This is a genomic window from Nocardia sp. GTS18 (assembly GCF_013839555.1).
Lineage (GTDB): Bacteria > Actinomycetota > Actinomycetes > Mycobacteriales > Mycobacteriaceae > Nocardia > Nocardia rosealba.
This window is the reverse complement of sequence record NZ_JACBIU010000002.1, coordinates 173,829-199,524: the sequence shown is the minus strand read 5'-3', so window position 1 is coordinate 199,524 and position 25,696 is coordinate 173,829. Positions and strand designations below refer to the sequence as shown.

Here is a 25,696-nt window from a genome sequence, read left to right as displayed (position 1 = left end):
CACCAGAGCGTGGTGATCAAATGTCCAAGTCTTGTGGGGGTGAGGTGCGCAGGGCGGGCGGGTCGAGGAAGACGAGTGTGATCGGTGTGGACCGGTGGATTCCGAGGAGAGCCCGGCGTGAGGGCTGGGGCTTGGGGGAATCCGTGGAGGTGGCGTGATGGGTACGGAAAGGTGGGGGCTCGGCCGGAGCGCTTCGCGCACGGCGGGGCGCTTCGGGGGAGTTGTGCGTTCGTGGCGGTGGGGTACGGGTTTCGGGGTGGGGCTGGTGGTGTTGGGTGCGCTGGTCGGCCCGCTGTTCGCGCCGCACGGGGCGGAAGAGGCGGTGGGGATCCCGTTCGCGGAGCCGGGTGGGGGTGCGGTGCTCGGCACCGATCGGCTCGGGCGCGATGTGTTCAGTCACCTGCTGACCGGGGGGACGCAGCTGCTCGTGGTCTCGGCGGTGATCGCGGTGGCGGTGACCGTGTTGTCGGCGGTGCTCGGGGCGGTCGCCGCGGTGCGGCCGCGGGCGGGTTCGGTGATCGAACTCGCGGGCGACCTCGTCATTCTCCTGCCCGCCGTGCTCGGCATCCTGCTCGTGCTCACCGCCTGGCCGCAGGGTGGGGTAGCGGCGTTGATCGTGGTGTCGCTGGTGTTCGGTGTGCCCTACTGCGCACGGATCTTCGCCGCCTCGGCCGCGAGCATCGCCGCCACCGGCTACGTCGAAGCGGCCGTCGCCAGCGGAGAATCATTGCCCTACTTGATCTTCCGGGAGATCCTGCCCAACCTCCGCTCGGTCTTCACCACCCAGCTCGGCCTGCGTTTCGTCGTGGCGATCTACCTGGTGAGTACCGTCTCCTTCCTCGGTGTGCCCGCGCTCGGGGCCGACAACTGGGCGATCATGGTCCGCGACAACGCCTCCGGCATCCTCCTCAACCCCTGGGCGGTGTTGGCCCCCAGCGCCGCCATCGCGATCGTCGCCGTGGGGGTGAACCTGGTGGTCACCGCCGAGCACGCGCGCCAAACCCGACGCCCGCAGACTCCCGACGAGTCGGTATCTGTCTCCGGTGTAGAGCACGTTGTGGCGCCGAAAGTTTCGGCAGAGAAGTCGGTGTCGGCTGGGCGGCCGAACGGGCGACCCGCACTGATCGGCGCCGAAACAGCGGATGGGCGCGCGCGAGGGCAGTATTCCTCGGAGCGACGCCCAGCTTCGGCCGAGGCCGCTGGTAAAGGCTCTGATCCGGCCGACGCGGGGGATGTGGCGGTTGTCGACGGGCTGACGGTGGTGAGTGAGACCGGGGCGGTGTTGCTTGCGCCGTTGTCGTTCCGGTTGAAGGCCGGGACCGTGACGGCGCTGACGGGGGCTTCCGGGGCGGGGAAGTCGACGGCGATGCGAGCATTGCTCGGGTACGTGCCCGCGGGGATGCGGTGTGCGGGCGCGGTGCTGGTGGCGGGGCAGGACGTCTTCGGGCTCGATCCCCGTGCGCTGCGGATGTTCCGGCGCGAGCGCATCGCCTATGTCGGCCAGGACCCTGGTTCCGAACTGAACCCCCTGCTGCGCGTTCGCGCCCTCCTCGCCGAAGCCGCGCCGAGAAGCGCCGAGGCCGAACGGCAAGCGATGCTCGATCGCGTCGGGCTGGACGAGAGCTTCCTGCGGCGCCGCGTCGGTCGCCTGTCCGGCGGCCAGCAACGCCGGGTCGCCTTGGCCCGCGCACTCCTCCGCCGCCCCACGGTCCTCATCCTCGATGAACCCCTCGCCGGCCTGCACGGCGCCTTGCGTACCGAAATAGCCAGGCTCATAGCCGATCTCGCTGTCACCGGCTCCACCGCTGTCCTGCTGTCCGGCCACGACACCACCACCGTCCACGCCATCGCCGACACGGTGATCGAGGTCCACCCACCCAGCGCCGTACCCGCGTCCCGCCGGTCGGGCCCCACGAACGGTGCCGCTGTGTCCGGTGACGAAGTGCCTCGAGGCGAGGTCACGGTTGCCGAGGGCTTCTCCGCACCTGCGAATACCGCAACAAACGGCACCGGCGAACCAGGTGTTGCGCTGTCCGCCAAAGGAATCACCGCCACCGTCGACAACCACCGAATTCTCTGCGAGATCGATCTGGAGGTGCGGGCGGGGGCGGCCTTGGCGGTCGTCGGGCCTTCGGGGGCAGGCAAGACCACGTTGGCGCGGGTGATCGCAGGGTTGCAGATCGGGGAGGCGGGGGTTGTCGAGGCGGGTGGGATGCGGGCGCCGGTCGGGAAACGACGACGGATCAAGATGGGGGCCAACGGTATTCAGCTTGTGACGCAGAACCCGTTGGCAGCGTTGAATCCTCGCCGAACCGTCGAACAGACCCTGGCCCGGCCACTGCGGCGGATCGCCCGCGTGCCGAAACCGGATGTGCGCAAGCGGGTCGACGCCCTGCTCGCCGATGTGGATCTGCCTGACGACCTCGCGAGCAGGCGACCACACGAACTGTCGGGCGGACAACGTCAGCGCGTCGCCCTGGCGCGAGCTCTCGCCGCCGATCCGGCCGTCCTGATCTGCGACGAGATCACCACGGCCCTCGACCAGCACACGGCCGCGGGCGTCATGACCCTGCTCGACCGCCTGCGCGCCGAGCACGGCACCGCCGTCCTGTTGATCAGCCACGACATGGCACTGGTCGCCAGGCACTGCACCGATCTGCTGGTCCTCGACCACGGCGAGGTCGTCGAAAGAGGCGATCCCGCAATCGTTCTCGCGGCGCCGGTGCATCGGGCCACCGCGGAGCTGCTGGTGTAACGGCGCAGCGATACGAGCCGATCTCATCGGGTTGTCCCCCAAGCGTTTTCAAGGAGACGAACCCCGATGATCCACCCCGCCCCTCCGTATGAGGGCGCTGTGCCGCCGAGCCTGCCACCGTCGACCGACATTCCGGTGGTGCGGCCGTGGACGGAATCGTCTCCGTATCCGGCGCCGGAACCGAGCCGACCGCGTCGCAAACCCCCGGCGATGTTCGCGATCGTCGCCATCGTCGTATTACTCACTGCCGCCGGAGCAGTCACGGGCTACTTCCTCACCCGGCCCGAGGAACCACGCATGGCCGTCGGTGATTGCCTGAGCCGGGACGAACTGCCCGTCGAATACGCCTGCGCCGACGACCTCGCCGTATACCGGGTGCTCGCCAGGGAACCGATGCAGCACCCGTTCGCCATGGCTTGCATGAAATTCGAGCAGGCGACCCGCGCGGTAGTCGACCCGAGCCCCACCGACGGCGAAACCGTGCTGTGCCTCGAACCGACCGAGAAGAACATGACCGACGCGGGCGGCCTTCGCCCCGGCGACTGCATCGATGTGCGCAAGTCCGGCGGCGAAATCGAACGCAGCACCTGCGGATTCACCGGCGGACCCCATGTTGTGATCGCCACCGAACTGCACGTCAAGGTCCCGGTCACCGATCGGGCCTGCGAATCCCACCCGGAAACCCGCGAAGCCTATGCCCAGCCGTCCATGGGTGGCCGTGCCGTGGTGATCTGCACGAAACCCGCCGAGGACTCCGACTCGATGGCGGGAGCCTTTGTGGGCGAATGCGCTTCGAACGTGTCGATGAAGACGATCGCGTGCGCGCACCGATCCGCCACGCACCGGGTGCTCTCGGTGCGGACCCAGTACACCGAACAGGCCGACCCGAAATGTGAGGAGGTCACCAACGCCAATGCGGCATCGGTCTCGCTCAACGACAACACCGACCTGCGCGTCGTCGTCTGCCTGGGGCCGATCGACCAGAACCACCTCGGTTACGCCCGGCCCGGCGACTGCGTCACCGGTTACGCGGGCACCGCAGGCCTACCGAGACTCGTGAGCTGTGACGACAGCAGTGCCGACGGCCGCGTCACGTCCGTGTACGACGAAGCGAACATCGGTTGTTCGGCCGGCGAGGCGCGAATGTCACGCGAGGCGGGCGTATCCCACGGCTCGACCATCTGCCTCGTCGCGACCTGAGAACTCTGAGAAGTCACTGTGAGATGTGCATGGCGGCGCGCTGATCTGGATGATTGATTGAGTGTCTGTGCAGAAAGCCGGCGTCATCGTCGCCGTGGCGGTGGCCGCGTTGCTCACGGGGTGCAGTTCGCTCGCGTCGATTCCCGGTGACATGCCGCCGGGCCCCGGCGTGGCCTTACCCGTCATCGATATCGATGCGCCGGGTCGCGCCGCCACGCAGTTACGCGGCTGGGCCGACGAGCAGTCCGACGCGCTCGGCATCGCACCGGTGGCCCTCGAGGCCTACGGCTACGCCGCCGCCGTGCTCGCCAGGTCGGCGCCCGAGTGCGGCATCGCCTGGACGACCATCGCGGGCATCGCCAGCGTGGAGAGTGGGCACGGCACCCACCGGGGCGCCGACGTGGACGCCGACGGAACCGTTCGCCCGCCGATCATCGGTGTCGCCCTCGACGGAACCAAGGGCAATGCCGTCATCCGTGACACCGACGGCGGCCGCCTCGACGGCGACACCACCTACGACCGGGCGGTCGGCCCGCTGCAGTTCATCCCCGAGACATGGCAGCGCTGGGCCGTCGACGCCAACGGTGACGGCGTGCTCGACCCGCAGAACATCGACGACGCCGCCCTCACCGCCGCCCGCTACCTCTGCACCCGCGGCGGCAACCTGACCTCGGCCGACGGCTGGCAGCGTGCCCTGTTCGCCTACAACCAGTCGAACAAGTACATGCTGGTCGTGCGGGATCGGGCCGCCGCCTACAGCATCGGGCGCCGCGCCTAGTGGCCACCTGCCCGGAGTGCCGGTTACTGCCTGCCACCGCGAGACGATAGGCTCGGCTGCGCACGGACCATCCCGTGAGACCTACCGTGCCTTTCCGTCGTAAGGAGTCGTTTTCGTGGCCATCATCGAACAGGTCGGAGCTCGCGAGATTCTGGATTCGCGCGGCAATCCCACTGTCGAGGTCGAGATCGCCCTCGACGACGGCACCCTGACCAGGGCAGACGTGCCGTCCGGCGCGTCCACCGGTGAGCACGAGGCCGTTGAGCTGCGCGACGGTGGCGACCGCTACAACGGCAAGGGCGTCACCAAGGCCGTCGAGGGTGTCCTCGACGAGATCGCGCCCGCCATCATCGGCCTCGACGCCGTCGAGCAGCGCACGGTCGACCAGGTCCTGCTGGATCTGGACGGCACCCCCGACAAGTCCCGCCTCGGCGCGAACGCCCTGCTCGGTGTGTCGCTGGCCGTGGCCCGCGGTGCCGCCGAGTCCTCGGGCCTCGAGCTGTTCCGCTACCTGGGCGGCCCGAACGCCCACGTGCTGCCCGTGCCGATGATGAACATCCTCAACGGTGGCGCGCATGCCGACACCGGTGTGGACGTGCAGGAATTCATGGTCGCCCCGATCGGCGCGCCCACCTTCCGCGAGGCGCTGCGCTGGGGCACCGAGGTGTACCACTCACTCAAGGCCGTGCTCAAGGAGAAGGGCCTGTCCACCGGCCTGGGTGACGAGGGTGGCTTCGCCCCCGACGTCGCGGGCACCAAGGAAGCGCTCGACCTGATCAGCCTGGCCATCCAGAAGGCGGGCTACAAGCTCGGCACCGATGTCGCGCTCGCGCTCGACGTGGCCGCCACCGAGTTCTACACCCCCGGTGAGGGTTACAAGTTCGAGGGCAAGGTCCGCTCGGCCGAGGAGATGGGTCAGTTCTACGAGGAGCTGCTCACCCAGTACCCGCTGGTCTCCATCGAGGACCCGCTGTCGGAGGACGACTGGGACGGCTGGGTCGCGCTCACCGACGCCATCGGTGACAAGGTGCAGCTCGTCGGTGACGACCTGTTCGTCACCAACCCGGAGCGCCTGGAAGAGGGCATCGCCAAGGGCGCGGCCAACGCGCTGCTGGTGAAGGTCAACCAGATCGGCACCCTCACCGAGACCCTCGACGCGGTCGACCTGGCCCACCGCAACGGCTACAAGACCATGATGTCGCACCGTTCGGGCGAGACCGAGGACACCACCATCGCCGACCTCGCGGTCGCCGTCGGCTCCGGCCAGATCAAGACCGGCGCCCCCGCGCGTTCGGAGCGGGTCGCCAAGTACAACCAGCTGCTGCGCATCGAGGACGCCCTCGGTGATTCGGCACGCTACGCCGGCGACGTGGCCTTCCCGCGTTTCACCGGCGAGTTCTGAACAAGAAGTACCGCGGGACCTGGAGATGATGGGGTAGAGCGCCAATGACCGAGCGACGTGCGCGGGGGACCAGTCCGGGTGGACGAGGCGACCGGCGCACGTCGCGGGCCGCGCGCTCACGCCCCAGTCCGCTCGACACACCCGGCCGTCCGACCGCCGCCAAACGCACCACCCGGCGGCGGCCGGAAGCGGCCACCCGCAAGCCGAGCGGCAAGCTGGAACGCACCGAGCACACGATCCTCGGGCTCTCCACCGGCAAGGCGGTGATCCTGGCCGCCGTGCTGTGCGGGCTGGCGCTCACCCTGGCCGTGCCGACGCGCACGTACTTCAGTCAGCGTGCCGAGGCGGCCGCGCTTGCCGAGGAACGCGCCGAACTCGACGCCGACCTGGCCGCCCTGCGCGATCGTCGTGCGCAGCAACAGGATCCGGCCTACATCCGCACCGAGGCCCGCGAACGGCTGCGGCTGGTGATGCCGGGCGAAACCCCCTACATCGTGCAGGTGCCCGGTATCGAGGCGCCCGCACCGCCGCCGATGAGTACCCGAACAGCGGAGCCCGACCCCTGGTACACCGACCTGTGGCGCAGCATCTCCGAACCAGCACCGGAAGGACCGTAGGTGACCGCACCGAACGAGCGCGACCTCGAGATCATCGCTCGGCAACTGGGCCGCGAGCCGCGCGGAGTCCTCGCGATCGCCTACCGCACTCCGGACGGTCTGCCCGCCGTGGTGAAGACCGCGCCGCGCCTGCCCGACGGCACCCCGTTCCCCACGCTGTACTACCTCACCGACCCGCGCTTGACCGCTGAGGCGAGCAGGCAGGAATCGGCCGGGGTGATGCGCGAGATGACCGAACGCCTCGCCCACGATCCCGAACTGGCCGCGGCCTACCGGGCCGCGCACGAGAGCTACCTGGCCGAGCGCAACGAGATCGAGTCGCTCGGAACGGATTTCACCGGCGGCGGCATGCCCGACCGGGTCAAGTGCCTGCACGTGCTGATCGCGCATTCCCTGGCCAAGGGGCCGGGTGTGAACCCGCTCGGTGACGAGTCCGTGGCCCTGGCCGCCGACGCCGGGCTGCGCGGAACCGCCGTTCCCGCCGACTGGCCCGCTGCCCGCAAGTCCGACGAACAGGCATAATCGCGGGACAGCAGCTGGTCGAGACCTGGAGGAACACTCATGAGTGAGCGCATCGCCGCAGTGGATTGCGGAACCAACTCGATCCGTCTGCTGATCTCCGAAGTCGGCGCCGACAATGTGCTCACCGATGTGCACCGCGAGATGCGCATCGTGCGACTCGGCCAGGGTGTCGACGCCACCGGGCGGCTCGCCCCCGAGGCGATCGAACGGACCCGCGCCGCGCTGGCCGATTACGTCGATGTGATGCTGGCGCAAGGTGTTTCGCGCGTGCGGATGGTGGCCACCTCGGCCACCCGCGACGCCGCCAACCGGGACGACTTCTTCTCCATGACCCGCACCGAGCTGGGCCGCGTGGTCGAGGGTGCTGTCGCCGAAGTCATCACCGGTGACGAAGAAGCCCGCCTGTCCTTCGCCGGTGCGGTCGGTGAATTGTCGGCCGATGCCGGACCTTTCGTCGTGGTCGACCTCGGTGGTGGCTCCACCGAACTCGTCGTCGGCGACGAAAAGGGTGTGCAGGCCGCCTATTCCGCCGATATCGGCTGTGTGCGCATCACCGAACGCTGCCTGCCCGGCAACCCACCTACAGCCGAACAGGTTGCGGCGGCAAAGGAATTCGCGCAGGAGAAGCTCGACGAGGCGTTCGCGAAGGTCCCGGTCGACAAGGTGCGCACCTGGGTCGGTGTCGCGGGCACCATGACCACCATCACCGCCGTCGCCCTCGACCTTCCCGAATACGACTCGGAGCGTGTGCATCTGACCCGCCTGAGCCTCGACGAGGTGCACCAGGTGTGTGACCGCCTGGTCGCCATGGACCACGACGAGCGCGCCGCCCTCGGGCCCATGCACCCCGGCCGCGTCGACGTCATCGGCGGCGGCGCGGTGATCACCGAGGTGCTGGCCGACGAGCTCGCCGCGCGAGCGGGCGTCACCGAACTCGTCGTCAGCGAACACGACATCCTCGACGGCATCGCCATGTCGATCCTGCGCTAGGCGCGAGCCGGCTCAGCGGATGGTGACCACCCGGCTGTGGTGTCCGGTGGCACCGTCCGGGAAGGGCGGGACCCGCTCGTCGGTCTGGACCGAGCCGGTGGCGTCGGTGGCTCGGACCCGCAGGGAGTGGGTGCCGGGTGAGGCGTCCCAGCGCCAGGTCCACTGGCGCCAGGTGTCGATCGAGTAGGCCTCGGCCAGGGTGGCCTGCTGCCAGGCGCCGTCGTCGACCTGCACTTCGACCGTGCGGATACCGCGGCCCTGCGCCCAGGCGACGCCCGCGACGACGACCAGGCCCGCGGGCAGGGTCGCGAACGCCGCGGGGACGTCGATCCGGGAGGCGGTCTTGATCGGTGCCGTCGGTGCCCATCCGCGACGGGTCCAGTAGGCCTCGGCGCGATCGAAGCGGGTCACCTCGAGGTCGACGACCCACTTGGTCGCCGAGACGTAGCCGTAGAGACCGGGCACGATCATGCGGGCCGGATAACCGTGCGCCACCGGGAGGGCCTCACCGTTCATGGCCACCGCGAGCAGGGCATCCTGGTTGCCGGTGAGGGCGGCCAGCGGGGTGCTCGCGGTGAAACCGTCGATACTGCGCGACAGCACCATATCGGCGTCGCGGGAAGGACCCGCCTCGGCCAGCAGGTCGGCCAGCCGGTACCCGGTCCAGCGGGCCGTGCCGAGCAGGTCGCCACCGACCTCGTTGGAGACGCAGGTGAGCGTGATGACGGATTCGACGGCGTCGCGGGCCAGCAGTTCGTCGTAGTCCAGGCGGATCTCGCGCTCGACCATGCCGTGGATGCGCAGGCGCCACTCGTCGCGGGTCAGCGAGGGCAGTTGCAGGGCGGTGTCGACGCGGTAGAACTCGTCGGCGTCGGTGACGAACGGGGTGATCCCCTGGACGGGCAGATCCATTTCCGCCGATACCGGTGGTGCCGGTTTCGCGACGCGGGGCAGCAGGAATGCGGCGCGGTCGGCGGCGATATCGCGCAATCGGGTGGCGAGGTAGCGTCCGGCCACGCCTACCGCGACGACGCCCGCGGTGACTCCGGCCAGAGCCAGCATGAAACCACGCCGGCTCGGTCCGATGGTGGGTTCCGGCTCCGGCTCGGAGAAGCTCACGAACAACACGGTCAGCGCGGCCACACCGGCCAGGGTTCCGGCGAGCGCGGGCATCACGAACAAGAAGGTGGCATTCGGGCGCCGCAGCGCCAGGACGGCGACGATCAGGCCGAGCACGGTGAGCGCGCCCGCCGCGAGGGCAAAGCGGCGCCGGGCGAGCTCACCGAGCAGACTCGCGGTCACCACCATCACCGCAGCCATCGAGATCGCCAGCGCCAGTTTGTCGTTGGCGCCGAACCAGCGGATCGCGCTGTCCTTCAACCACTTCGGCGTGTTGTCGACGACCGTGGCGCCGAGCACGAAGAACGGCGAAGCGGCGGGAGCGACGAGCACCGCGACGAGATGACCGACCGCCAAGACGGTGGCCGCGGCCGCCGTCGCGGCTGCGGCGGCCGCGAGATGCCCCAGCCTGCGGGGTGCGCGGTGAATCATGCTGACCTCCTGAACATGTGGCTGCCCGATCAGCCGACTTTCACCCCGGCGAGGACCGGTGGTGTGGGTGTCGGCGATCCGCCGGCCGGTTCGATCGTCACGGCCAGGGTGTCCGCCGCCTGGACCGAGGTCACGATCATGGGTTGTCCGGCCAGCACCGCCACCGATTCCGGTTGCCCGGCGGGCGGTACCCGCCACAGCTGATAGGCCCGATCCGCGGGCAGGACGGGCAGATCGTGGAAGGCCACCGCGGCCGCACCGAGCTCCTTCGACAGGTGCACTGTCATCTCGCCGCCACCGGAGACCGGGGCCGAGCTTTCCCGGCTGTCGGGCTGGTCGAGTACCTGTTGTGCGGTGACTGTGCCTGGTGTGTTGTTCGCCCGGTCGACCGCGACCGTGATTCCTACCGCCGCACCGGCGACCACCACGGCTGCCGCCGCGGCCGCGAGCCACCGGAGAGGTCGCCGCGAAACCGTCTGTGGCCGAACGAAATCACGCCGATCCAGCGCTTCCATCAAGGCCGTCTCGAGCCGGGCGGGCGGTGCGACCACGTCCATGCTGGTCAACGCCGCGAGGGTCTCCTGGATGCGCCGGACATTCGCGTGGAACTCGGCCGTCACCGCCGGGCCCGCCGCCTGTAGCCGCTCATCGATATCGGCGCGTTCCCGATCGTCGAGTGCGTCCAACGCGTAGGGATAGGCCTCGTCGAACCATGGCCAGGGGGTCCGCCGATCTGTCTCGTTCATCGGGAAGTCCCTCCGGTCAAACAATTCTCGAGCCTTTTCAAACCGTCCCGGATCCGGCTCTTCACCGTCGGCAACGGCACCGCCAGGGTCTCGGAGACCTCGACATAGGTGCGCCCGCTGTAATAGGCGAGCGCGACCGCTTCGCGCTGCAGTGCGGTCATCGTTTCCAGGCAATCCAGCACCGACTGCTCGTCGAGCCGCTGGGTGACCTCCTCGGACACGACGTCGTGATCGCGGCCGAGATGGCAGTGACCGAATACGATGTCGCGGCTGGTGGCCGACTGCTCGGCGCGCACCCGGTCGACCGCGCGCCGATGGGTGAGCATCATCAACCAGCCGATCGGGCTCGCCCTGTCCGGGTCGTAGTCCGCGGCCAACGACCAGACCTGCAGGAACACTTCCTGCGCGATCTCCTCCGCGAGGGCATGACTGCGCACCACCCGCAACGCGAGCCCGAAGACCCGCGGGCTGGTTGTCCGATAGAACTCGGTGAACGCGGGTCTGTTACCTGCGGCGACGTCGTCGAGCAGGGTCACCAGCCGGGCCTGCACCGCCCGGTCCGCCGCACGGTCCGGGGGACAGGTGGGCGGGTCGGTCGGCACCGATCGCAGGCGGATCGGCGAGGATCCCGGGCCATTCGTCATCGTCGGGCCCCTGTTTCCATGCGCATGGGAGGGATTTCGGCTCACCCGGGCCGCCGGATGGGTGTCGTACCGAAATTCTTCTCCCGAGCGTACGGTCCGCGCCAGTGCCCGGGCGTTCACGACGGCGGCGTGAGGACGGTGTCGATCATGTAGACGGTGGCGTTGGCGGTCTGCACGCCGCCGCACAGCACCTTCGCGTCGTTGACGGTCAGGTTGTCGCCGGAACCGCCCACCTGCACGTCGGCGCCCTGCACCGTCGCATGGGTGCCGGGGATCTGCTGGGGCTCGATCCGGCCGGGGACCACGTGGTAGGTGAGGATGGTTGTCAGGGTGGCGGAGTCGGTCTTCAACGACTCGACGGTGGCGGGATCGATCTTCCCGAACGCCGAATCGACCGGTGCGAATACGGTGAACTGTCCGCCGTTGAGGGTGTCGACCAGGTTGACATCCGGGTTGAGCTTGCCCGAGACCGCCGACACGAGGGTGGTCAACATCGGATTGTTCGACGCTGCCACGGCCACCGGGTCCTGCGCCATGCCCGCCACCGAGCCGGGGCCGGAGGGAACTTGGGCCGCGTACTCCGCGCATCCGGGCCCGACCGGGCCCGAGGCTGCCGGCGTGCCCATCGCCGAGGACGTGGCCGCCGTGGTACTCGCGGCCGTCGCCGTGTCGGCCTCGTCGTCTTGTGAACAGGCCGTCACACCGACTACCGAACCGAGCAGCAGGGCCGCCATCAGGGAATTACGTACAGATCGCATGGTCTTCCATCACTTCCGTCGAGGCGGTCGCCGCCGCACAGCTGTTTGACGGAAGGATTTCGGCCAGCCACCCGGCCCGGATGGGCGCTACTTGCCGGTGCGCTCCCGATGCTGACATCCGGGCCAGCAGCACGGCCGCCGCTGCCCCTCTTCGAGTTCCTCCTGGGTCCGCCGGATCCGCCGCTCCCGCGTCGCGGCCTGCTTGGCGTCTTCGACCCAGCAGATGAATTCGTTGCGAGCCAGTGGCGTGATGTCCTGCCACGCCGCCAGCGCGGTGGGATTGCTCGCCAGCGCCGTCCGCAGATCAGCGGGCAGCTCGTGCACGACCCCACCCGGCACCGTTGGACTGCTCATGTTTCCACGGTAGCGCTCAATGGTCGGGGAGCTGCTGTGAACATGTAGTCGGACAGGTCGAAATGGCCGCTGCGCCAGGCTGCCTCCAGGGTGGAGGACGGGCGCAGGGGCACATCGCCGTGCTTGTCGAAGTAGTAGCTGTTCGCATCGGCGCAGCTGTCCTGCCAGAACACCTGGCCGCCGCGGCGGGCCAGCACCTCGCGGAAGAAGCGGTCGTTGGCCTCGCGGCGGACCTCCACGCGGGTGGCTCCGGTGCTGCGGGCGCGGCGCAGGCAGCGCAGGATGTGGCGGGTCTGGTTCTCGATGAGCGTGAAATACGAGGCGCCGTTGTAGCCGTAGGGGCCCATGATGGAGAAATAGTTGGGAAATCCCGGCACGCTCACGCCCTCGTAGGCCTGCAGCCGGTTCTCGTCCCACCATTTCTCCAGGTCGAGGCCGTCGACGCCGTGCAGGTCGTAGGTCGGCATATTGCCCGATTCCATCACCTTGAAGCCGGTCGCGAGAATCAGCACGTCGGCCGGGTGTTCTGTGTCCTCGGTGCGCACGCCGGTGGCGGTGATCTCGGTGATGGGCGCGGTTTCCAGCGTGACGTTCGTGCGGTTGTAGGTGGCCAGGTAGTCGTTGGAGAAGCTCGGCCGTTTGCAGCCGAGGGCATAGTTCGGGGTCAGCTTCGCGCGCACGGCCGGGTCCTTCACCTGGCGGCGCAGGTGGGCCAGCCCGGCGCGCTCGCCGATCGCGGCGGTGGGCAGCGAGCGGTGGTAGTGGGCGGCCAGCGGGAATGTGATCTCGACGTAGGTCTGGCTGATGAGCCGCGTGATGGTGCGGCCGCCGGGCAGGCGTAGCGCCCAGCGCGCGGGTGGCGGCATGGGCGCATCGGGGCGGGGCAGGCACCAGATCGGAGTGCGCTGGAAGACGGTGAGGTGCTCGACCACCGGCGCGATCTCCGGGATTACCTGGACCGCCGACGCCCCGGTGCCGATGATCGCGACCCGCTTGCCGCGCAGGTCGAGGCCGTGATCCCAGCGCGCGGTGTGCACGGTGGTCCCGGCGAAGGTCTCGATACCGGGGATGTCGGGCAGTTTCGGGCGGGTGAGCACACCGGTCGCGCTCAGCACGAACCGGGCGCTCAACTCGGCGCCGTCGGCGGTGCGCAACACCCAACGGTCGGCGTCGGCGTCGAAATCGGCGGCGACCACGGTGGTGCCGAACCGGATGCGCGGGCGCAGACCGTACTTGTCCACACAGGATTCGGCATAGGCCTTGAGTTCGCGGCCCGGCGCGTACACCCGCGACCACTCGGTCCGCTGATCGAAGGAGAACTGGTAACTGAACGACGGAATGTCCACGGCCACACCGGGATAGGTGTTCCAGTGCCAGGTGCCGCCGACCCCGTCGGCATCGTCGACCATCAGGAAGTCCTCGAAACCGGCCTCGCGCAGCGCGATCGCGGCACCGATACCGGAGAAGCCGGCACCGACGATGATGATCTCGTGATCGATGGTGCTCATGCCGCTGCCTCACTGAGATTCGGCCGCGTTGTCCGCACGGTACGCGGATAGCTGATTCGCTCGCTCACGCTGATTCCTTTCTGTCGGCCGCGCCGACCCTGGCGGCTGTCGCGGGCAGCTGGCCACCGCGGCCGATGGTGCGCACGACGTGGTGGGAGTCGTCGGCGAAGACGATGGTGTCGACCCGGTGCTCGATCCCGTCGACCGTGCGTACGCCCAGCGGGGCGAGCCGTGCGATCGGCCAGGTGACCAGGCGGCAGTGCGGTTGCCGCAGCGTGCGGTAGTAGCTGTCGTGCACCGCGACGCCCGCGTCGTCGTCGGGCGTGAGCCGATACCGCAGCCACGAATCACGCACTTGCCAACGGAGATTGGTGCGCGCGACGAGCCGCACCAGACGATCCGGCGCGTGCCGCAGGGCGCCGGACGGCAGGGGTGCGCGTGGCACGATCCAGACGGCCTCGGTCTGGAACACCGTCACCCGCGCCGCCTCGGCCGCGATGCCGGGTAGCAGTCGCGCCACCGCTGCGCCGGAGCCGATGATCGCCACCCGCTCGCCGGTGAACTCCCGGCGCGGGTGAAAGTCGAGGTGGTGCACGATCCGGCCGTCGAAAGTGCCTGGAAGGCCGTTCATTTAGCGACGGGATCGTAGGTGAGCTCGCGGACCCACGACGGACGGTGGCCGAGCACCCGGACCGGGAACCTGTCGATACAGGCACTGGACACATCGGCGAGCAACTGGAAAGGCTGACGGTGGTTGATCGTCGCCTTCGCGTGCAGGCGCACCACGTGATAGAGCGGCAGCCGCCGGATCTGCGGGCTGCGCTCGCCGACGGTCTCGTAGCGCCGCACCGCGTTCCACAACTTTTCCTCGTCCAGACCGAGCGCCACGATATTGGCTGCCATCCGCGACAACAGCGGCGCATAGAGCAGTGCGCCGAGCACGAACGACGGACGCGCGGCGAAACCCGCTGTCTCGATGGCGATCTTGCGCAGCGGTCCCGCACCGAGCTGCTCGAGCACCTGGAAACCCACGGCCAGGTGCCGGGATTCGTCGCTGTTGATGTGCCGGAACACCTCGTGGCACACCGGATCATCGACCTCGTCGAGCAGGAACTTCACCAGCGCGCCGTCCAGCGCCGTCTCCAAGGACGGGATGACGGTGCCGAGGACGGGCAGGGTCATGTGCTCGGCGTAGCGGTCGAGCCAGCTGATCACGAGGCGAATGTTCTTGTTGGGCACCGGCATCGCGTCGTCGTCGAGCATGTCCCAGCGGCGCATCAGCGCCAGCTCGGCATTGGCGTGCTTCTGTTCCTCGGCGTGGAAGTGCCGGTAGATCTCGCGCAGCGCACCCGGTGGCGCCTGCTGGACCAGCGCGGCGAAACCGCGGGCGCCGACGTGCTCGATCCACACCAGATCGGACATGAACGCGGCCAGGCGCGGCCGCTGCTCGTCGGTGACCAGCTCGGCACCCGGTGCTTCCCAGTCGATATCGGCCAGGGCCCATTGCTTGGCCCGCACGGTGGCGAGCATGTCGGGATAGGAGAACATCAGCGCACGACCCGCTCCAGCAGGCCCGCCGAACGGGTGTAGGCGGCGGGCATCAAACGTTTGGCCTGCCACAGCACTTTGGCCTCCAATTGCGGCACCACGTAGAGATCGCCACGGTCGACGGCGTCGAGGGTGGTCTTCGCGATACTCGCGGGTGGGCGGCCCGTCCACCGCAGGAGCGATCCGCCGAGGCGTTCGGCGGTGCCGTCCAGTGGCGAATCCGACCGCAGGATCCCGGTTTTCACGGCCGTGGGACACAGCACCGTCACGCCGACGCCGGTCCCGGCCAGCTCGGCCGCCATGGTCTCCGACAGCGCGAGCACTCCCGCCTTGCTCACGTTGTAGGCGGCCATCCGTGGTGCCGCGCCGAAGGCGGCGGCGGAGGCGACATTGACCACCGTTCCCCGCCCCGCCGCGCGCAGGATCGGTGTGAAGACGTGACAGCCGTTGATGACTCCCCACAGATTCACCGCGAGGGTGCGTTCCCAGTCATCGAGGGTGAACTCGCCGACCGGCGGCCCGCCCGCGCCGATCCCGGCATTGTTGACGACCAGACTCGGCGCGCCACCGAACCAGTCCTGCGTCAGGGCGGCCAGCGCGGTGACCTCGTCGATCGCGGTGACATCGCAACGGGCGCCGACGGCTTTGCCTCCCGCGTTCTCCACCAGCACGGCGGTGTCGGCGGCCCGGTCGGCGTCGATATCGGAGCACACCACCCGCCCGCCGCGCCTGCCGAGTTCGACGGCGAACGCGCGGCCGATGCCGCTGCCCGCGCCGGTGACCACCGCATCGGCGTGTTCGGTTCGACGACGACGAAACAGGCGCATGGCGACTCCCTGGTTCAACCGGTCCGGTCCGAACTGGTGTCATCTGCCACCATTGGCCGCACCTGACACCAATTAGGCGCGTGGCGGAGTACTTTGTCAACCATGGATGTGCGCGCACCGGCCCGGACCTGGGGCGGCCGCACCGCCGAAGAGCGCAGGGCGCAGCGCCGCGTCGACCTGATCGCGGCGGCGCTCGAGATCTGGCTCGACAGCGGATGGGCCGCGGTGACGATGCGTGGCGTCTGCCAGCGGGCCGCGCTCAACGACCGATACTTCTACGAGAACTTCACCGACCGCGACGACCTGCTGGCCGTGGTGTGGGACGAGGTGTGCGCGGAGGTCTTCGCCGACCTGGCGACCATCCTGGCCGACAACGCCGACCGCGCCCCGTTGGAAATCCTGCGTGCCGCCATCGCCCGCGCCGTCGAACTGCAGACCGACCTGCGTGGCCGGGCCCGCATCCTGCTCGCCGACCACGCGGGCAGCGCCGTCCTCGAACAACGCCGCAAAGCCATGCTCACCGACGCCACCGACCTCCTGCTCGCCGCCGCCTGGCCCCACCTGCGCCCCGACGCCGACGAAACAGCCGTGCGCATGAGCACCCTGGCAGGCATCGGCGGCTTCATCGAACTCCTCACCGCCTGGCGCACCGGCGCCATCGACGTCGACGCCGCCCGCCTCGTCGAACACACCTACGCCATCGCCACCCAACTCGGCGCCATGTTCCTGCCCGCGGACATCATCGGCGGTTGAAAATCCGTTGGCGAACGATGGCGCCCACTGCTACCTTTCACGAATTCCGTGACAGTGGACGAGGAGGTGGTACCCGTGAACGCAGTATCGACATGGGTGCTCTCCACTGGAGTCACGGTCGGGCGATAGGTCGTCCGGGAGCGCCGATTACAGCACTCCCGAAAGGCACGACCGTGCGATTCATTACCGAACAACGCCTCGACGACGACATCCTCGAACGCGAATTCCTCCTCGGCGACATTCCCGGATTTCTGTGGACGCCGGTATCTGTCACCATGCCGCTGCCCCTGATCCTGGTCGGCCCTCCTCCTATCGGGCTGCGCAACGCGTATCCGCGACTGCTCGCCCGGGTTCGGTCCACCGTGGCAGCGGGCTACGCCGCAGCCACAATCGAGCTCCCCGGCAGCGGCGACCGCCCCCGTTCGGCAGCCGCCGTTCAGGCCCTCGCCGACCTGCGCCAGGCGCTGGCTGCCGGCGGACCCGTCGACGACGAGATCGTCGACCGCCTCATCCTCCCGCTGGTAGACGAGGCTGTCCCGGAGTGGCAAGCCGCCCTGGACGCCCTCCTCGCCCTGCCCGAAATCGGTGGCCCGGTCGGCTATTCGGGCGGAGTCATCTCCATCGGCACCCGACTGGCAGTCGTCGAACCACGCATCGCCGCCGCCGTCCTGTTCGCCGGCAGCTTCGTGCCACGCGCCATCCTCGAGGAAGCCCGCAACGTCAGAATTCCGCTGCACGTCCTGCTGCAATGGGACGACGAGGGAAACGACCGCCAAAGGTCCCTCGACCTGTTCGACGCCTTCGGTTCCGAGGAGAAGGCCCTGAACGCCAATATGGGCGGGCACATCGGCGTTCCGCCGTACGCCGGGGCGGAGGCAGGCCGGTTCTTCACCCGGCACCTGACGTGATGTCGGCTGTCAACGGCATGCGCGGCGTAAGGGTGCTCGAGTAGCCCGTCGTGTGGCAGTGTCTCCGCCGATCTTGTGTCGGCGGAGACACGAGCGCGGGCTCGGTGCCGTGCCACAGTGTCCTTGTCGGAGTGCCCCCACTGGGACTCGACATCCTCGACGGCATCGCGATGTCGATCCTCGACCGATCCTGACGAGAAGTCAGTTCATTCGTAATGCCCACGGCAAGCGATGACGACAACTTCGTCATCGGTGGCGCGATAGACCAGCCGATGTTCCTGGTCTATGCGGCGCGACCAATATCCGGTGAGATTCGCACGTAGTGGTTCGGGCTTGCCGGTACCCTCGGCTTGGCCGTTGCGGACGATATCGCCGATCAAGCGGTTGATCTTGGCAAGCATCCTTCGGTCATCCGCGAGCCAGGAGGTGTAGTCCGTCCAGCCGGTTTCGACGAACGTCACCTTGCGGCTCATTCCTCGACGTCCTCGGTCGCGTCCACCCCGATGAGTTCGCGCGCGACGGCCATCCCTGCCCTGTCCTGCTCGATTCCCCTGGCCAGCCAGGCGGCATTGGCGGGATTGCCGAGCAGATACGCCGTTTCCTTCAACGCGTTGTACTCGGCGAGCGAAATCACCACGGCTGATCCCTTGCCGCCGGACCTGGTGATGATCACCTCGTCGTTGTCTTCGGTCGCGGCGTCGAGAACGGCGGTGAAATTCTCCCGAGCGGAACTCTGGTGCATGGCCTGCATAAGACAATGCTACGTGATCCAGTACTGGATCAGGTACTAAAAATGGCGGCTTCCTCCTTGCTGGTGCGTTCGCGGTGTGCACAGCCGGGCCGGCTGCACGGGCGTCGTCGGCCAGCAGAGGCGGCGACCCGCGATCACGGAGCGCGCGGCGGCTCCGGCATCGCGCACGCCATCCCGTCCGCCATCCCCATCGGTCGTACTCCGAGCCCTTGGTTGAGTCGGGCCCGCTTGTTCTCCCACGCGATGGTCGTGGCGAGCTCGGCCAGCTGCGCCTTCGTCAGGTGGGTGAGCAGGTCGGCACGCAGGTCGTCGACATCCACCGCGGGCGTCACCGTCATCGCCTCGGCGAACGCGATCACCAACTTCTCCAACTCGCTGTAGGCGTCACTCGTGCGATAGCGAGGCAGATCGGTGATCTGCCGCTCGCTCAACCCACTCGTATGTGCCAGCGCCGACCCGATATCGAGACAGAACTGACAGGCCACCAGCCCCGCTGTCTTCAGCTCGGCGAGTTCTTTGAGCCGAGGATCGAGCTTGTTGCTGAACAACAACGCCGTCTCGTACCCCGCGGTCGCCACCCCGATCTGCGGTCGCCGCCCCAGCCACCCCACCAGATCCCCCCGATGCCGGCGAGCCCGCCGAACCACCGTGGCATACCCCCGAATCCGCCCGATCACCCGCATCGTCAACACCCCTTCGTGCCCGCGATTCGCCTACGCACGAAGCTACGCCGCGGACCCACCGAAACCCAGCGTGATCCCCAACACCCACCGGCGGGAACTTCCATCCCCCTCGATCAGCTCTTCAACCCTCAAAATGCTGTCCGTACCGTTGCCGTCGTTGGACGAGCCGCGGCGAATCGGAGCCGAGGTGGCGGATGGTAAGCGCTCCGAGAACACATCGGCACAGTATTCGACACGTGTCAGCAGCACCGCGCGACTTATCGAGCCTGACTCGGGCTAGTCATCGGCGGGCGCGAGGGATCCGGCTTCGGATCGCAGGTCGGTGGCCTCGTCTGTGCGGCCCAATTCGGTGAGAGCGGCTGCTTGGGCTGTCAACGCGGAAGCGAGGTCGGTCTTCAGGCCCTTGCCGTAGGTCTGTAAGTCGACCACCAACTGTTTGGTCTTCGTCGTCGCGTGTGGCTTCGCGGCTTTCGCGACCAATACCGGATAGCGCTTGTCGAAACGGGCGAGCAGGCGCCGTCGTTCCGCGATCTCCTCGGCCCGCACCTCGACAGTTTCGGCTGAACGCCCGAGTTCACTGAGGTAGAAGGCTTGCTCGTACAGCGATTGGGCAAAGTTCTGCGACTTCGTCCGGCCCAGCGGCATGGCGACCATATGACGGCGCACGGCCGATGCCTCCGCCGCGTGTTCCAGCGCCGTGTCGGTGTTGCCGCTGATCCAGTGCCGCCGAGCCATCACGGCGTGATACTGCCCAAGCCGGTCGGCCAGCTCGAAACCGCCGATCGCGAACGGCGGCGGGCGAAGTCCGGCCGCGGGACCGGCGCTGTAGAGCGAGGACCACACGGGCGACAACCCCTCGTCCGGACGTTGTTTCGCCCGCGCGATCTCGTGATCGACCCGCACCAGCTCAGCGCCGTTCGTGAGCTGCCACCCGCCGAGCACCTCCGAGGCCACCGCCAGATACATCAATACGCCGAGCACCAGAGCGGAAACCACCGCCACCGGCCAGGTCCACACCGAAGGTGCCAGCTTCCACACCGCCATCGCCACCGCGTCGACTATCGCCAAGAGTACGAAAAACCAACCGGCAACCAGGATTACGCCGCGCGGCAGCACCGACAGCACCATCCAGACGACCCCGCGACCAGCACTGCTGAACCCGATACCCGGCAGCAATAGGAACAGCAGCCACAGCGATTGACCCGTCCACAACCAGATCGGCACACCGATCGTCGCGCCGACGACGGCCCAGATGAAAGCTGCGCCCCACCCGCCGAATTCCTCCCCGTTTCCCATACTCCGATGTTCCCAGGATCTACCGACAGATAACCGCCCAACCAACAGGATTCGGTCGAGCGTTCTCCGAGAACACCACAAGGTCGCGTCGGCGGCGGACTACCGCACCGCCGAGCAACTACGCCCCCGTCCGCTCGCGGTGCTTGCATCCCGGCCAGCAACACGGCCTCCGCTGGCCCTCGGCGAGCTCCTCCTGAGTTCGCCGTATCCGCCGCTCCCGAGTAGCGGCCTGCTTGGCATCCTCCACCCAGCAGATGAACTCGTTGCGCGCCAACGGCGTGATGTCCCGCCAAGCCGTCACCGCCACCGCGTTCCCGGCCAACGCCTCACGCAGGTCGGCTGGCAACTCGTGCACCACTCCACCCGGCACCGGTTGTTCGCTCATATGTCCACGATGATTGCCCATCGCCCCGGCAGACGGCAGCGCGTCGAGCGGCTCAGGATCACGCACACCGGTCACCGTCATGGAACATCCGCTCATGCCGAGTTCACGGTGCACCGATGAATTCCTGGCGGGTCCGCCGTCGATACCTCTGGATACACCCACGGCGGTGGGTCGGAACAGCAGCGACCGGACAGTGATTCGGCGGGTAGGTCGGAGGCGCAATGAGCGGTATCAGGGTGTTGGTGGCGGGGGCGAGCATTGCGGGGCCCGCGTTGGCGCACTGGTTGCACCGGTGGGGAGCCGTGGTGACCGTGGTGGAGCGGGCCGCCGAACTGCGCCCCGGTGGCCAGGCCGTGGACGCGCGTGGAGTGACCAAGGAAGTGATCCGGCGGATGGGGCTCGACCCGGCGGTCCGCGCGGCCTGCACTCAGACCATCGGCGCGCACACCGTGGACGCGGACGGGCACGTGCTGGAGACCTACCGGGTGGACGACGACGGCGGCGACGGATTCATCGCGGAGATCGAGATCCTGCGTGGTGACTTGTCGCAGGTGCTCTACGAGGACACCCGAGGCGATGTCGAATACATCTTCGGCGACCGGATCGCCGAGCTCTCCCAGGACGCGGACGGGGTCGAGGTGGTCTTCGACAGCGGTAACCGGCGGCGTTTCGAGCTGGTGATCGGAGCCGACGGGCTGCATTCGGCGCTGCGCACCATGGTTTTCGGGCCGCACGAGCAGTTCGTCCGCCACCTCGGGCACGTACTGGCCTTCTTCAGCGTGCCTAACGAGTTCGGGCTCGACACATGGCTGATCGAGTACCAGGAGGCCGGGCGCTCGGCCGGGCTTCGGCCGATCCGGGATGCCACCCGGGCGATGGCCATGTTCTCCTTCCCTGCGGCTGACGTCGATGTCGACTATCGCGATATCGAGGCCCAGAAGCGGCTGCTGCGTGAGCGGATGGACGGCCACGGCTGGTTGACCCCGCGCATCCTCGCGCACCTGGACGACACCCCGGACTTCTATCTCGACCAGGTCGCCCAGGTGGTGATGGAGCACTGGTCGCGTGGGCGGGTTGGGCTGCTCGGCGACGCGGCGTTCAGCTCCTCCCCGATGTCGGGCCAGGGCACTGGGCTGGCACTGGTCGGCGCCTACGTGCTGGCAGGCGAACTGGCTGCCGCCGAATGGAATCCAGAGCTCGGTTTCGCCCGCTACGAGACGCGGATGCGCTCGTTCGTCGAGGCCAATCAGGAGATCGCCCGATTGAACGCCCGCAGCCGCGACCTCCCCGGGCCCGACGCCGAGCCTGCTCCCGATTTCACCGGAGAGTGGTTCGCCGAGCTGGTCGAGCGCGCGATCAACGGGGTCGAACTGCCCGACTACGCGGGGCTGCCGGACTCCGAAGTCCCGGCCGGACCGCCGACCGCCGCGTCGACCGAACCGTAGGAACGGCGAAACATCGACACCGAAGTGCCCCCACTGGGACTCGAACCCAGACTCGACGGATTTTAAGTCCGCTGCCTCTGCCAATTGGGCTATAGGGGCGTCCGCCGACAGCCTAGCGACTCGTACGGGTGTACCGGAATTTTGGCGGTAGACCCGGTCGGATCGGCGTGTCGCGGGGGAGCGCGCCGATCCGGGCCGGGGAGCTATCGTCGCTGGTCAGTCTTTGGCCAACGCCTCCTTCTTGCCGAGCAGGGAGTGGTGACGGCTGTAGGCGAAGTAGATCACGAAGCCGAGCAGCATCCAGACCAGGAAGCGCAGCCAGGTTTCCACCGACAGGTTCACCATCAGCCACAGGCAGGCCGCGACGGCCAGGATGGGGATGAGGGGGACGAGGGGGACGCGGAAGCCGCGGGGCAGGTCGGGGCGGGTGCGGCGCAGGATGAGGACGCCGACCGACACCAGCACGAAGGCGAACAGGGTGCCGATGTTGACCATTTCCTCGAGGGTGCCGAATTCGACGAAACCGGCGAGCACGCAGCAGACGATGCCGACGATGACGGTCAGGCGCACGGGGGTGCCGCGCTTGCCGGTGTGGGCCAGCCAGCGGGGCAGCAGGCCGTCGCGGGCCATGGCGAACAGCACGCGGGTCTGGCCGAGGAACAGCACCATCACCACGGTGGTGAGGCCGGCCAGGGCGCCGATGGAGATGACGGTCTTGGCCCAGTCGACGCCGTGGATGGCGAATGCCGTTGCCAGCGTGGCGTTCTCACCCGCGAGCTCGGTGTAGGGCACCATGCCGGTGAGCACAAGGGTGACGGCCACGTAGAGCACGGTGACGATGAGCAGCGAACCGAGGATGCCGCGCGGCACCGCCTTCTGCGGGTTCTTGGTCTCCTCGGCGGCGGTGGCGACGACGTCGAAACCGATGAACGCGAAGAACACCAGGCTGGCCGCGGCGAGCAGGCCGTACCAGCCGAAGCTGCTGTCACCGGCGCCGGTGACGAACGAGAACAGCGACTGGTGCAGGCCGCTCGCACCGTCGTCGGCGGGCTGTGACGGCGGGATGTAGGGGCTCAGGTTGGAGGCCTTGAAGTAGGTGATGCCGAGGACGAGCACCAGGGCGATCACACCGAGCTTGATGGCCACCGCGATCGCCGACACCCGCGAGGACACCTTGGTGCCCACCGCGAGCAGCACGCCGAGCACCACCAGCAGCGTCACCGCGCCCCAGTCGAAGGTGATCGACCCCAATTTCACTGTGGCCGACTCGAATCCGAAGACGGTGCCGAGGTATTGCGACCAACCCTTGGCCACCACCGACGCGGCGAGCGCGAATTCCAGGATCAGGTCCCAGCCGATGATCCAGGCGACCAGCTCACCGAAGGTGGCGTAGGAGTAGGTGTAGGCGCTGCCCGCCACCGGAACGGTCGAGGCGAACTCGGCGTAGCAGACCGCGGTGAGACCGCAGGCGATGGCGGCGAAGACGAATGCCAGCGACACCGACGGTCCGGCGACATTGCCCGCGGTGCGCGCGGTGAGGGTGAAGATGCCCGCGCCGACGACGACGGCGACACCGAAGATCGTGAGATCCCAGGCCGTCAGGTCTTTGCGGAGTTTGGAGTCGGGTTCATCGGTGTCGAGGATCGACTGCTCGACCGATTTGGTGCGGAACATGCCGCCCCATCGGCTCGGTGTCTCTGCCGGTGTCGGCACGTTGTTCTCCTTCTGCATGCGAACGTTGTGAGAAGAGTTACCCCGGCGGGTCAGTGCACACCCTGCATATGCCGTTTGATCCACGGCGCGCAGGCCACGACGACGAGTCCGGCCGCGATGGCGGCCGCACCGCTGACGCCGAAGTACACGCCTTCGCTGTCGGGGCTGTAGTAGCGGGCCAGCGTGCCCGCCATCGACGTGCCGATACCGACCGAGAAGAAGTACAGCGCCATCATCTGGGAGCGGAACGCGGCGGGCGCGAGGTGCGTGGTCACCGCGAGGCCGATCGGGGACAGCAGCAGTTCCGAGACCGCGAAACCGCCGAGGATGGCGAACACGGCGAGCACCGGAACGGTCCTGCCTTCGAAGCCCGACAGCAGCGCGAACAACCAGAACGCGATACCCATGCCGATGACGCCGAGCGCGAACTTGATCGGTGTGCTCGGCGCCCGGTTGCCGAGTTTGGTCCACAGCAGCGCGAACAGCGGCGAGAGCGCGATGATCCACACCGGTTCCACCGAGCCGATCCAGCTAGCCGGAGCCTCCCAGCCGAAGATGCGCCAGTCGATGCGCTCGTCGGAGTACACCGCGAGCATGGTGAACATCTGCTGGAACAGCGACCAGAACACCGCATTCGCCAGGAACAGCGGGATGAACGCCACCACCCGGGTGCGTTCCACCGGCTGCACCTTCGCGCTCGTGAGCATCACCGTGAAATAGGCGATGGACGCGATAACGATGATGCCGGTGGTGACATCGGAGAGATTGTCGAGGGTGATCCACCCGGCCCAGATCGCCACGCCCGCTGCCACGGCGGCGACAGCCACGCCGGTCAGCACCGGCCGCAGTTCGCCACGGGTCACCGGATTGGGCACTTCACGCCCGTGCGTGCCGAGGTTGCGCCGGAAGATCACGTACTGGGTCAGGCCGAGCGCCATGCCGACCGCCGCCGCACCGAAGCCGACGTGGAATCCCCATTCGCGCTGCAGCAGACCGGTGAGCAGCGGACCGGTGAAGGCACCGATGTTGATGCCGAGATAGAAGAGGGTGAAGCCGCCGTCCACGCGCGCGTCCGAGGGCGCGTAGAGGGTGCCGAGCAGCGAGGAGGCGTTGGCCTTCAACGCGCCGCTGCCGAGTGCCACGAGCACCAAACCCACACCGACACCGGCCAATCCGGGCAACACGGCCAGCGCGAGATGGCCCGCCATCACCACGACACCGCCGTAGAACACGGCGCGTTCCATGCCCAGCACCCGGTCGGCAATCCACCCGCCGAGGACCGTGGAGAGGTATACCAGTCCGCCGTAGGCGCCAACGATGCCGAGCGCCGTGCTCTGCGCGATCCCGAGTCCGCCGTCCGCGGCGGTGTAGTACAGGTAGTAGCCGAGGATCGTCAGCATGCCGTAGAAGGAGAAACGCTCCCACAGCTCGACGCCGAACAGATTCGTCAGCCCGATCGGATGCCCGAACAGGGTACGTTCGGGCGCCGGATCGGCAGGCCCGGGCTGGTCGCCGAGCCGGGTGTGTTGCGTGGACATAGAGGAACGATCCCACGTCGAAAC

The 25,696-nt window shown here is 68.2% G+C and carries 26 protein-coding genes and 1 tRNA gene; 10 read left to right on the top strand and 17 right to left on the bottom strand.

Annotation, left to right across the window (positions count from 1 at the left end; all coding sequences use genetic code 11):
• Positions 1–157: 157 nt before the first annotated feature.
• The 7 genes from HYG95_RS04075 (at position 158) to HYG95_RS04045 (ending at position 8,264) form a co-directional block, all read left to right on the top strand.
• Entirely contained in the window at positions 158–2,755 is a 2,598-nt protein-coding gene (locus HYG95_RS04075; RefSeq protein ID WP_220139018.1) for an ATP-binding cassette domain-containing protein, read from the top strand.
• Positions 2,756–2,821: 66 nt separating this feature from the next.
• Entirely contained in the window at positions 2,822–3,955 is a 1,134-nt protein-coding gene (locus HYG95_RS04070) for a hypothetical protein (protein WP_181696659.1), read from the top strand.
• Positions 3,956–4,022: 67 nt separating this feature from the next.
• Positions 4,023–4,733 carry a lytic transglycosylase domain-containing protein gene (locus HYG95_RS04065; RefSeq protein ID WP_067485552.1) on the top strand — a complete coding sequence of 237 codons (711 nt, stop codon included), beginning with the start codon at positions 4,023–4,025 and terminating at the stop codon, positions 4,731–4,733.
• Positions 4,734–4,848: 115 nt separating this feature from the next.
• A complete protein-coding gene (gene eno, locus HYG95_RS04060; RefSeq protein ID WP_067485554.1) occupies positions 4,849–6,135 on the top strand; it encodes a phosphopyruvate hydratase in 1,287 nt (428 codons plus the stop codon).
• A 44-nt stretch (positions 6,136–6,179) separates the two neighbouring features.
• Positions 6,180–6,752, top strand: a complete 573-nt coding sequence (locus tag HYG95_RS04055) for a septum formation initiator family protein (protein ID WP_181696658.1) — start codon at positions 6,180–6,182, stop codon at positions 6,750–6,752.
• Positions 6,753–7,274, top strand: a complete 522-nt coding sequence (locus tag HYG95_RS04050) for a DUF501 domain-containing protein (RefSeq protein ID WP_067485558.1) — start codon at positions 6,753–6,755, stop codon at positions 7,272–7,274.
• Positions 7,275–7,313: 39 nt separating this feature from the next.
• Positions 7,314–8,264 (top strand): Ppx/GppA phosphatase family protein, encoded by a 951-nt coding sequence (locus HYG95_RS04045; RefSeq protein ID WP_181696657.1) that lies wholly within the window; start codon positions 7,314–7,316, stop codon positions 8,262–8,264.
• A gap of 12 nt (positions 8,265–8,276) precedes the next feature.
• Here HYG95_RS04045 and HYG95_RS04040 read toward each other — a convergent pair whose 3' ends face one another.
• The 9 genes from HYG95_RS04040 to HYG95_RS04000 all read right to left on the bottom strand — a co-directional run bounded on the left by HYG95_RS04040 (position 8,277) and on the right by HYG95_RS04000 (position 16,200).
• Positions 8,277–9,815, bottom strand: a complete 1,539-nt coding sequence (locus HYG95_RS04040) for a molybdopterin-dependent oxidoreductase (RefSeq protein ID WP_181696656.1) — start codon at positions 9,813–9,815, stop codon at positions 8,277–8,279.
• A gap of 29 nt (positions 9,816–9,844) precedes the next feature.
• Positions 9,845–10,561, bottom strand: coding sequence for an anti-sigma factor domain-containing protein (locus HYG95_RS04035; RefSeq protein WP_181696655.1), 717 nt, complete (start codon positions 10,559–10,561; stop codon positions 9,845–9,847).
• The gene (gene sigK / locus HYG95_RS04030) at positions 10,558–11,205 is read right to left on the bottom strand and encodes an ECF RNA polymerase sigma factor SigK (RefSeq protein WP_181696654.1); all 648 of its coding nucleotides are present in this window, start codon (positions 11,203–11,205) and stop codon (positions 10,558–10,560) included. Before sigK ends, HYG95_RS04035 begins: the two co-directional genes overlap by 4 nt.
• A 116-nt stretch (positions 11,206–11,321) precedes the next feature.
• Positions 11,322–11,963: a fasciclin domain-containing protein gene (locus tag HYG95_RS04025; RefSeq protein ID WP_181696653.1), complete on the bottom strand. Its 642-nt coding sequence runs from the start codon at positions 11,961–11,963 to the stop codon at positions 11,322–11,324.
• A gap of 87 nt (positions 11,964–12,050) precedes the next feature.
• The gene (locus HYG95_RS04020; protein WP_181696652.1) at positions 12,051–12,317 is read right to left on the bottom strand and encodes a YdeI/OmpD-associated family protein; all 267 of its coding nucleotides are present in this window, start codon (positions 12,315–12,317) and stop codon (positions 12,051–12,053) included.
• The gene (locus HYG95_RS04015; RefSeq protein WP_181696651.1) at positions 12,314–13,825 is read right to left on the bottom strand and encodes an NAD(P)/FAD-dependent oxidoreductase; all 1,512 of its coding nucleotides are present in this window, start codon (positions 13,823–13,825) and stop codon (positions 12,314–12,316) included. The genes HYG95_RS04020 and HYG95_RS04015 overlap by 4 nt, the downstream gene beginning before the upstream one ends.
• A 64-nt stretch (positions 13,826–13,889) precedes the next feature.
• On the bottom strand, positions 13,890–14,456 hold the full coding sequence (locus HYG95_RS04010) for an NAD(P)/FAD-dependent oxidoreductase (RefSeq protein WP_181696650.1): 567 nt from the start codon (positions 14,454–14,456) through the stop codon (positions 13,890–13,892).
• Complete coding sequence (locus HYG95_RS04005) at positions 14,453–15,376, bottom strand: ferritin-like domain-containing protein (RefSeq protein WP_181696785.1); 924 nt, start codon at positions 15,374–15,376, stop codon at positions 14,453–14,455. The genes HYG95_RS04010 and HYG95_RS04005 overlap by 4 nt, the downstream gene beginning before the upstream one ends.
• Complete coding sequence (locus HYG95_RS04000; protein ID WP_181696649.1) at positions 15,373–16,200, bottom strand: SDR family NAD(P)-dependent oxidoreductase; 828 nt, start codon at positions 16,198–16,200, stop codon at positions 15,373–15,375. The genes HYG95_RS04005 and HYG95_RS04000 overlap by 4 nt, the downstream gene beginning before the upstream one ends.
• A 108-nt stretch (positions 16,201–16,308) precedes the next feature.
• Here HYG95_RS04000 and HYG95_RS03995 point away from each other — a divergent pair, with 108 nt between their 5' ends.
• Positions 16,309–16,953 carry a TetR/AcrR family transcriptional regulator gene (locus HYG95_RS03995; RefSeq protein ID WP_370465679.1) on the top strand — a complete coding sequence of 215 codons (645 nt, stop codon included), beginning with the start codon at positions 16,309–16,311 and terminating at the stop codon, positions 16,951–16,953.
• Positions 16,954–17,126: 173 nt separating this feature from the next.
• Positions 17,127–17,861 (top strand): alpha/beta hydrolase, encoded by a 735-nt coding sequence (locus tag HYG95_RS03990; protein ID WP_181696647.1) that lies wholly within the window; start codon positions 17,127–17,129, stop codon positions 17,859–17,861.
• 206 nt (positions 17,862–18,067) lie between these two features.
• Here HYG95_RS03990 and HYG95_RS03985 read toward each other — a convergent pair whose 3' ends face one another.
• From HYG95_RS03985 to HYG95_RS03965, 5 genes are all read right to left on the bottom strand, one after another.
• Positions 18,068–18,334 (bottom strand): Txe/YoeB family addiction module toxin, encoded by a 267-nt coding sequence (locus HYG95_RS03985; protein WP_181696646.1) that lies wholly within the window; start codon positions 18,332–18,334, stop codon positions 18,068–18,070.
• Positions 18,331–18,612, bottom strand: coding sequence for a type II toxin-antitoxin system Phd/YefM family antitoxin (locus HYG95_RS03980; protein ID WP_181696645.1), 282 nt, complete (start codon positions 18,610–18,612; stop codon positions 18,331–18,333). Before HYG95_RS03980 ends, HYG95_RS03985 begins: the two co-directional genes overlap by 4 nt.
• Before the next feature lie 134 nt (positions 18,613–18,746).
• Positions 18,747–19,295, bottom strand: a complete 549-nt coding sequence (locus HYG95_RS03975) for a carboxymuconolactone decarboxylase family protein (protein ID WP_181696644.1) — start codon at positions 19,293–19,295, stop codon at positions 18,747–18,749.
• A gap of 276 nt (positions 19,296–19,571) precedes the next feature.
• A complete protein-coding gene (locus HYG95_RS03970) occupies positions 19,572–20,591 on the bottom strand; it encodes a hypothetical protein (protein ID WP_181696643.1) in 1,020 nt (339 codons plus the stop codon).
• Positions 20,592–20,709: 118 nt separating this feature from the next.
• On the bottom strand, positions 20,710–20,976 hold the full coding sequence (locus HYG95_RS03965) for a YdeI/OmpD-associated family protein (protein WP_181696784.1): 267 nt from the start codon (positions 20,974–20,976) through the stop codon (positions 20,710–20,712).
• 221 nt (positions 20,977–21,197) lie between these two features.
• On the opposite strand from HYG95_RS03965, the gene HYG95_RS03960 reads away from it, so the two are divergent.
• Positions 21,198–22,421 (top strand): FAD-dependent monooxygenase, encoded by a 1,224-nt coding sequence (locus HYG95_RS03960; RefSeq protein WP_181696642.1) that lies wholly within the window; start codon positions 21,198–21,200, stop codon positions 22,419–22,421.
• Between the two features lie 25 nt (positions 22,422–22,446).
• Here HYG95_RS03960 and HYG95_RS03955 read toward each other — a convergent pair.
• The 3 genes from HYG95_RS03955 to HYG95_RS03945 form a co-directional block, all read right to left on the bottom strand.
• A tRNA-Leu gene (locus HYG95_RS03955) sits at positions 22,447–22,520 on the bottom strand.
• A 117-nt stretch (positions 22,521–22,637) separates the two neighbouring features.
• Positions 22,638–24,095, bottom strand: coding sequence for an amino acid permease (locus HYG95_RS03950; protein WP_181696783.1), 1,458 nt, complete (start codon positions 24,093–24,095; stop codon positions 22,638–22,640).
• An 89-nt stretch (positions 24,096–24,184) separates the two neighbouring features.
• The gene (locus HYG95_RS03945) at positions 24,185–25,672 is read right to left on the bottom strand and encodes a peptide MFS transporter (protein ID WP_181696641.1); all 1,488 of its coding nucleotides are present in this window, start codon (positions 25,670–25,672) and stop codon (positions 24,185–24,187) included.
• Positions 25,673–25,696: the final 24 nt, after the last annotated feature.

What these genes read in the sequence shown, in the direction of transcription:
- HYG95_RS04015 (WP_181696651.1), bottom strand. Translation starts at nt 13,825, where the DNA reads ATGAGCACCATCGATCACGAGATCATCATCGTCGGTGCCGGCTTCTCC.
- HYG95_RS03985 (WP_181696646.1), bottom strand. Translation starts at nt 18,334, where the DNA reads ATGAGCCGCAAGGTGACGTTCGTCGAAACCGGCTGGACGGACTACACC.
- HYG95_RS04045 (WP_181696657.1), top strand. Translation starts at nt 7,314, where the DNA reads ATGAGTGAGCGCATCGCCGCAGTGGATTGCGGAACCAACTCGATCCGT.
- HYG95_RS03965 (WP_181696784.1), bottom strand. Translation starts at nt 20,976, where the DNA reads ATGAGCGAACAACCGGTGCCGGGTGGAGTGGTGCACGAGTTGCCAGCC.
- HYG95_RS04025 (WP_181696653.1), bottom strand. Translation starts at nt 11,963, where the DNA reads ATGCGATCTGTACGTAATTCCCTGATGGCGGCCCTGCTGCTCGGTTCG.
- HYG95_RS04070 (WP_181696659.1), top strand. Translation starts at nt 2,822, where the DNA reads ATGATCCACCCCGCCCCTCCGTATGAGGGCGCTGTGCCGCCGAGCCTG.
- HYG95_RS03980 (WP_181696645.1), bottom strand. Translation starts at nt 18,612, where the DNA reads ATGCAGGCCATGCACCAGAGTTCCGCTCGGGAGAATTTCACCGCCGTT.
- HYG95_RS03975 (WP_181696644.1), bottom strand. Translation starts at nt 19,295, where the DNA reads ATGCGGGTGATCGGGCGGATTCGGGGGTATGCCACGGTGGTTCGGCGG.
- HYG95_RS04010 (WP_181696650.1), bottom strand. Translation starts at nt 14,456, where the DNA reads ATGAACGGCCTTCCAGGCACTTTCGACGGCCGGATCGTGCACCACCTC.
- HYG95_RS04020 (WP_181696652.1), bottom strand. Translation starts at nt 12,317, where the DNA reads ATGAGCAGTCCAACGGTGCCGGGTGGGGTCGTGCACGAGCTGCCCGCT.
- HYG95_RS03945 (WP_181696641.1), bottom strand. Translation starts at nt 25,672, where the DNA reads ATGTCCACGCAACACACCCGGCTCGGCGACCAGCCCGGGCCTGCCGAT.
- HYG95_RS04040 (WP_181696656.1), bottom strand. Translation starts at nt 9,815, where the DNA reads ATGATTCACCGCGCACCCCGCAGGCTGGGGCATCTCGCGGCCGCCGCA.
- HYG95_RS04055 (WP_181696658.1), top strand. Translation starts at nt 6,180, where the DNA reads ATGACCGAGCGACGTGCGCGGGGGACCAGTCCGGGTGGACGAGGCGAC.
- HYG95_RS04035 (WP_181696655.1), bottom strand. Translation starts at nt 10,561, where the DNA reads ATGAACGAGACAGATCGGCGGACCCCCTGGCCATGGTTCGACGAGGCC.
- HYG95_RS03960 (WP_181696642.1), top strand. Translation starts at nt 21,198, where the DNA reads ATGAGCGGTATCAGGGTGTTGGTGGCGGGGGCGAGCATTGCGGGGCCC.
- HYG95_RS04075 (WP_220139018.1), top strand. Translation starts at nt 158, where the DNA reads ATGGGTACGGAAAGGTGGGGGCTCGGCCGGAGCGCTTCGCGCACGGCG.
- HYG95_RS04000 (WP_181696649.1), bottom strand. Translation starts at nt 16,200, where the DNA reads ATGCGCCTGTTTCGTCGTCGTCGAACCGAACACGCCGATGCGGTGGTC.
- HYG95_RS03970 (WP_181696643.1), bottom strand. Translation starts at nt 20,591, where the DNA reads ATGGGAAACGGGGAGGAATTCGGCGGGTGGGGCGCAGCTTTCATCTGG.
- HYG95_RS03950 (WP_181696783.1), bottom strand. Translation starts at nt 24,095, where the DNA reads ATGTTCCGCACCAAATCGGTCGAGCAGTCGATCCTCGACACCGATGAA.
- sigK (WP_181696654.1), bottom strand. Translation starts at nt 11,205, where the DNA reads ATGACGAATGGCCCGGGATCCTCGCCGATCCGCCTGCGATCGGTGCCG.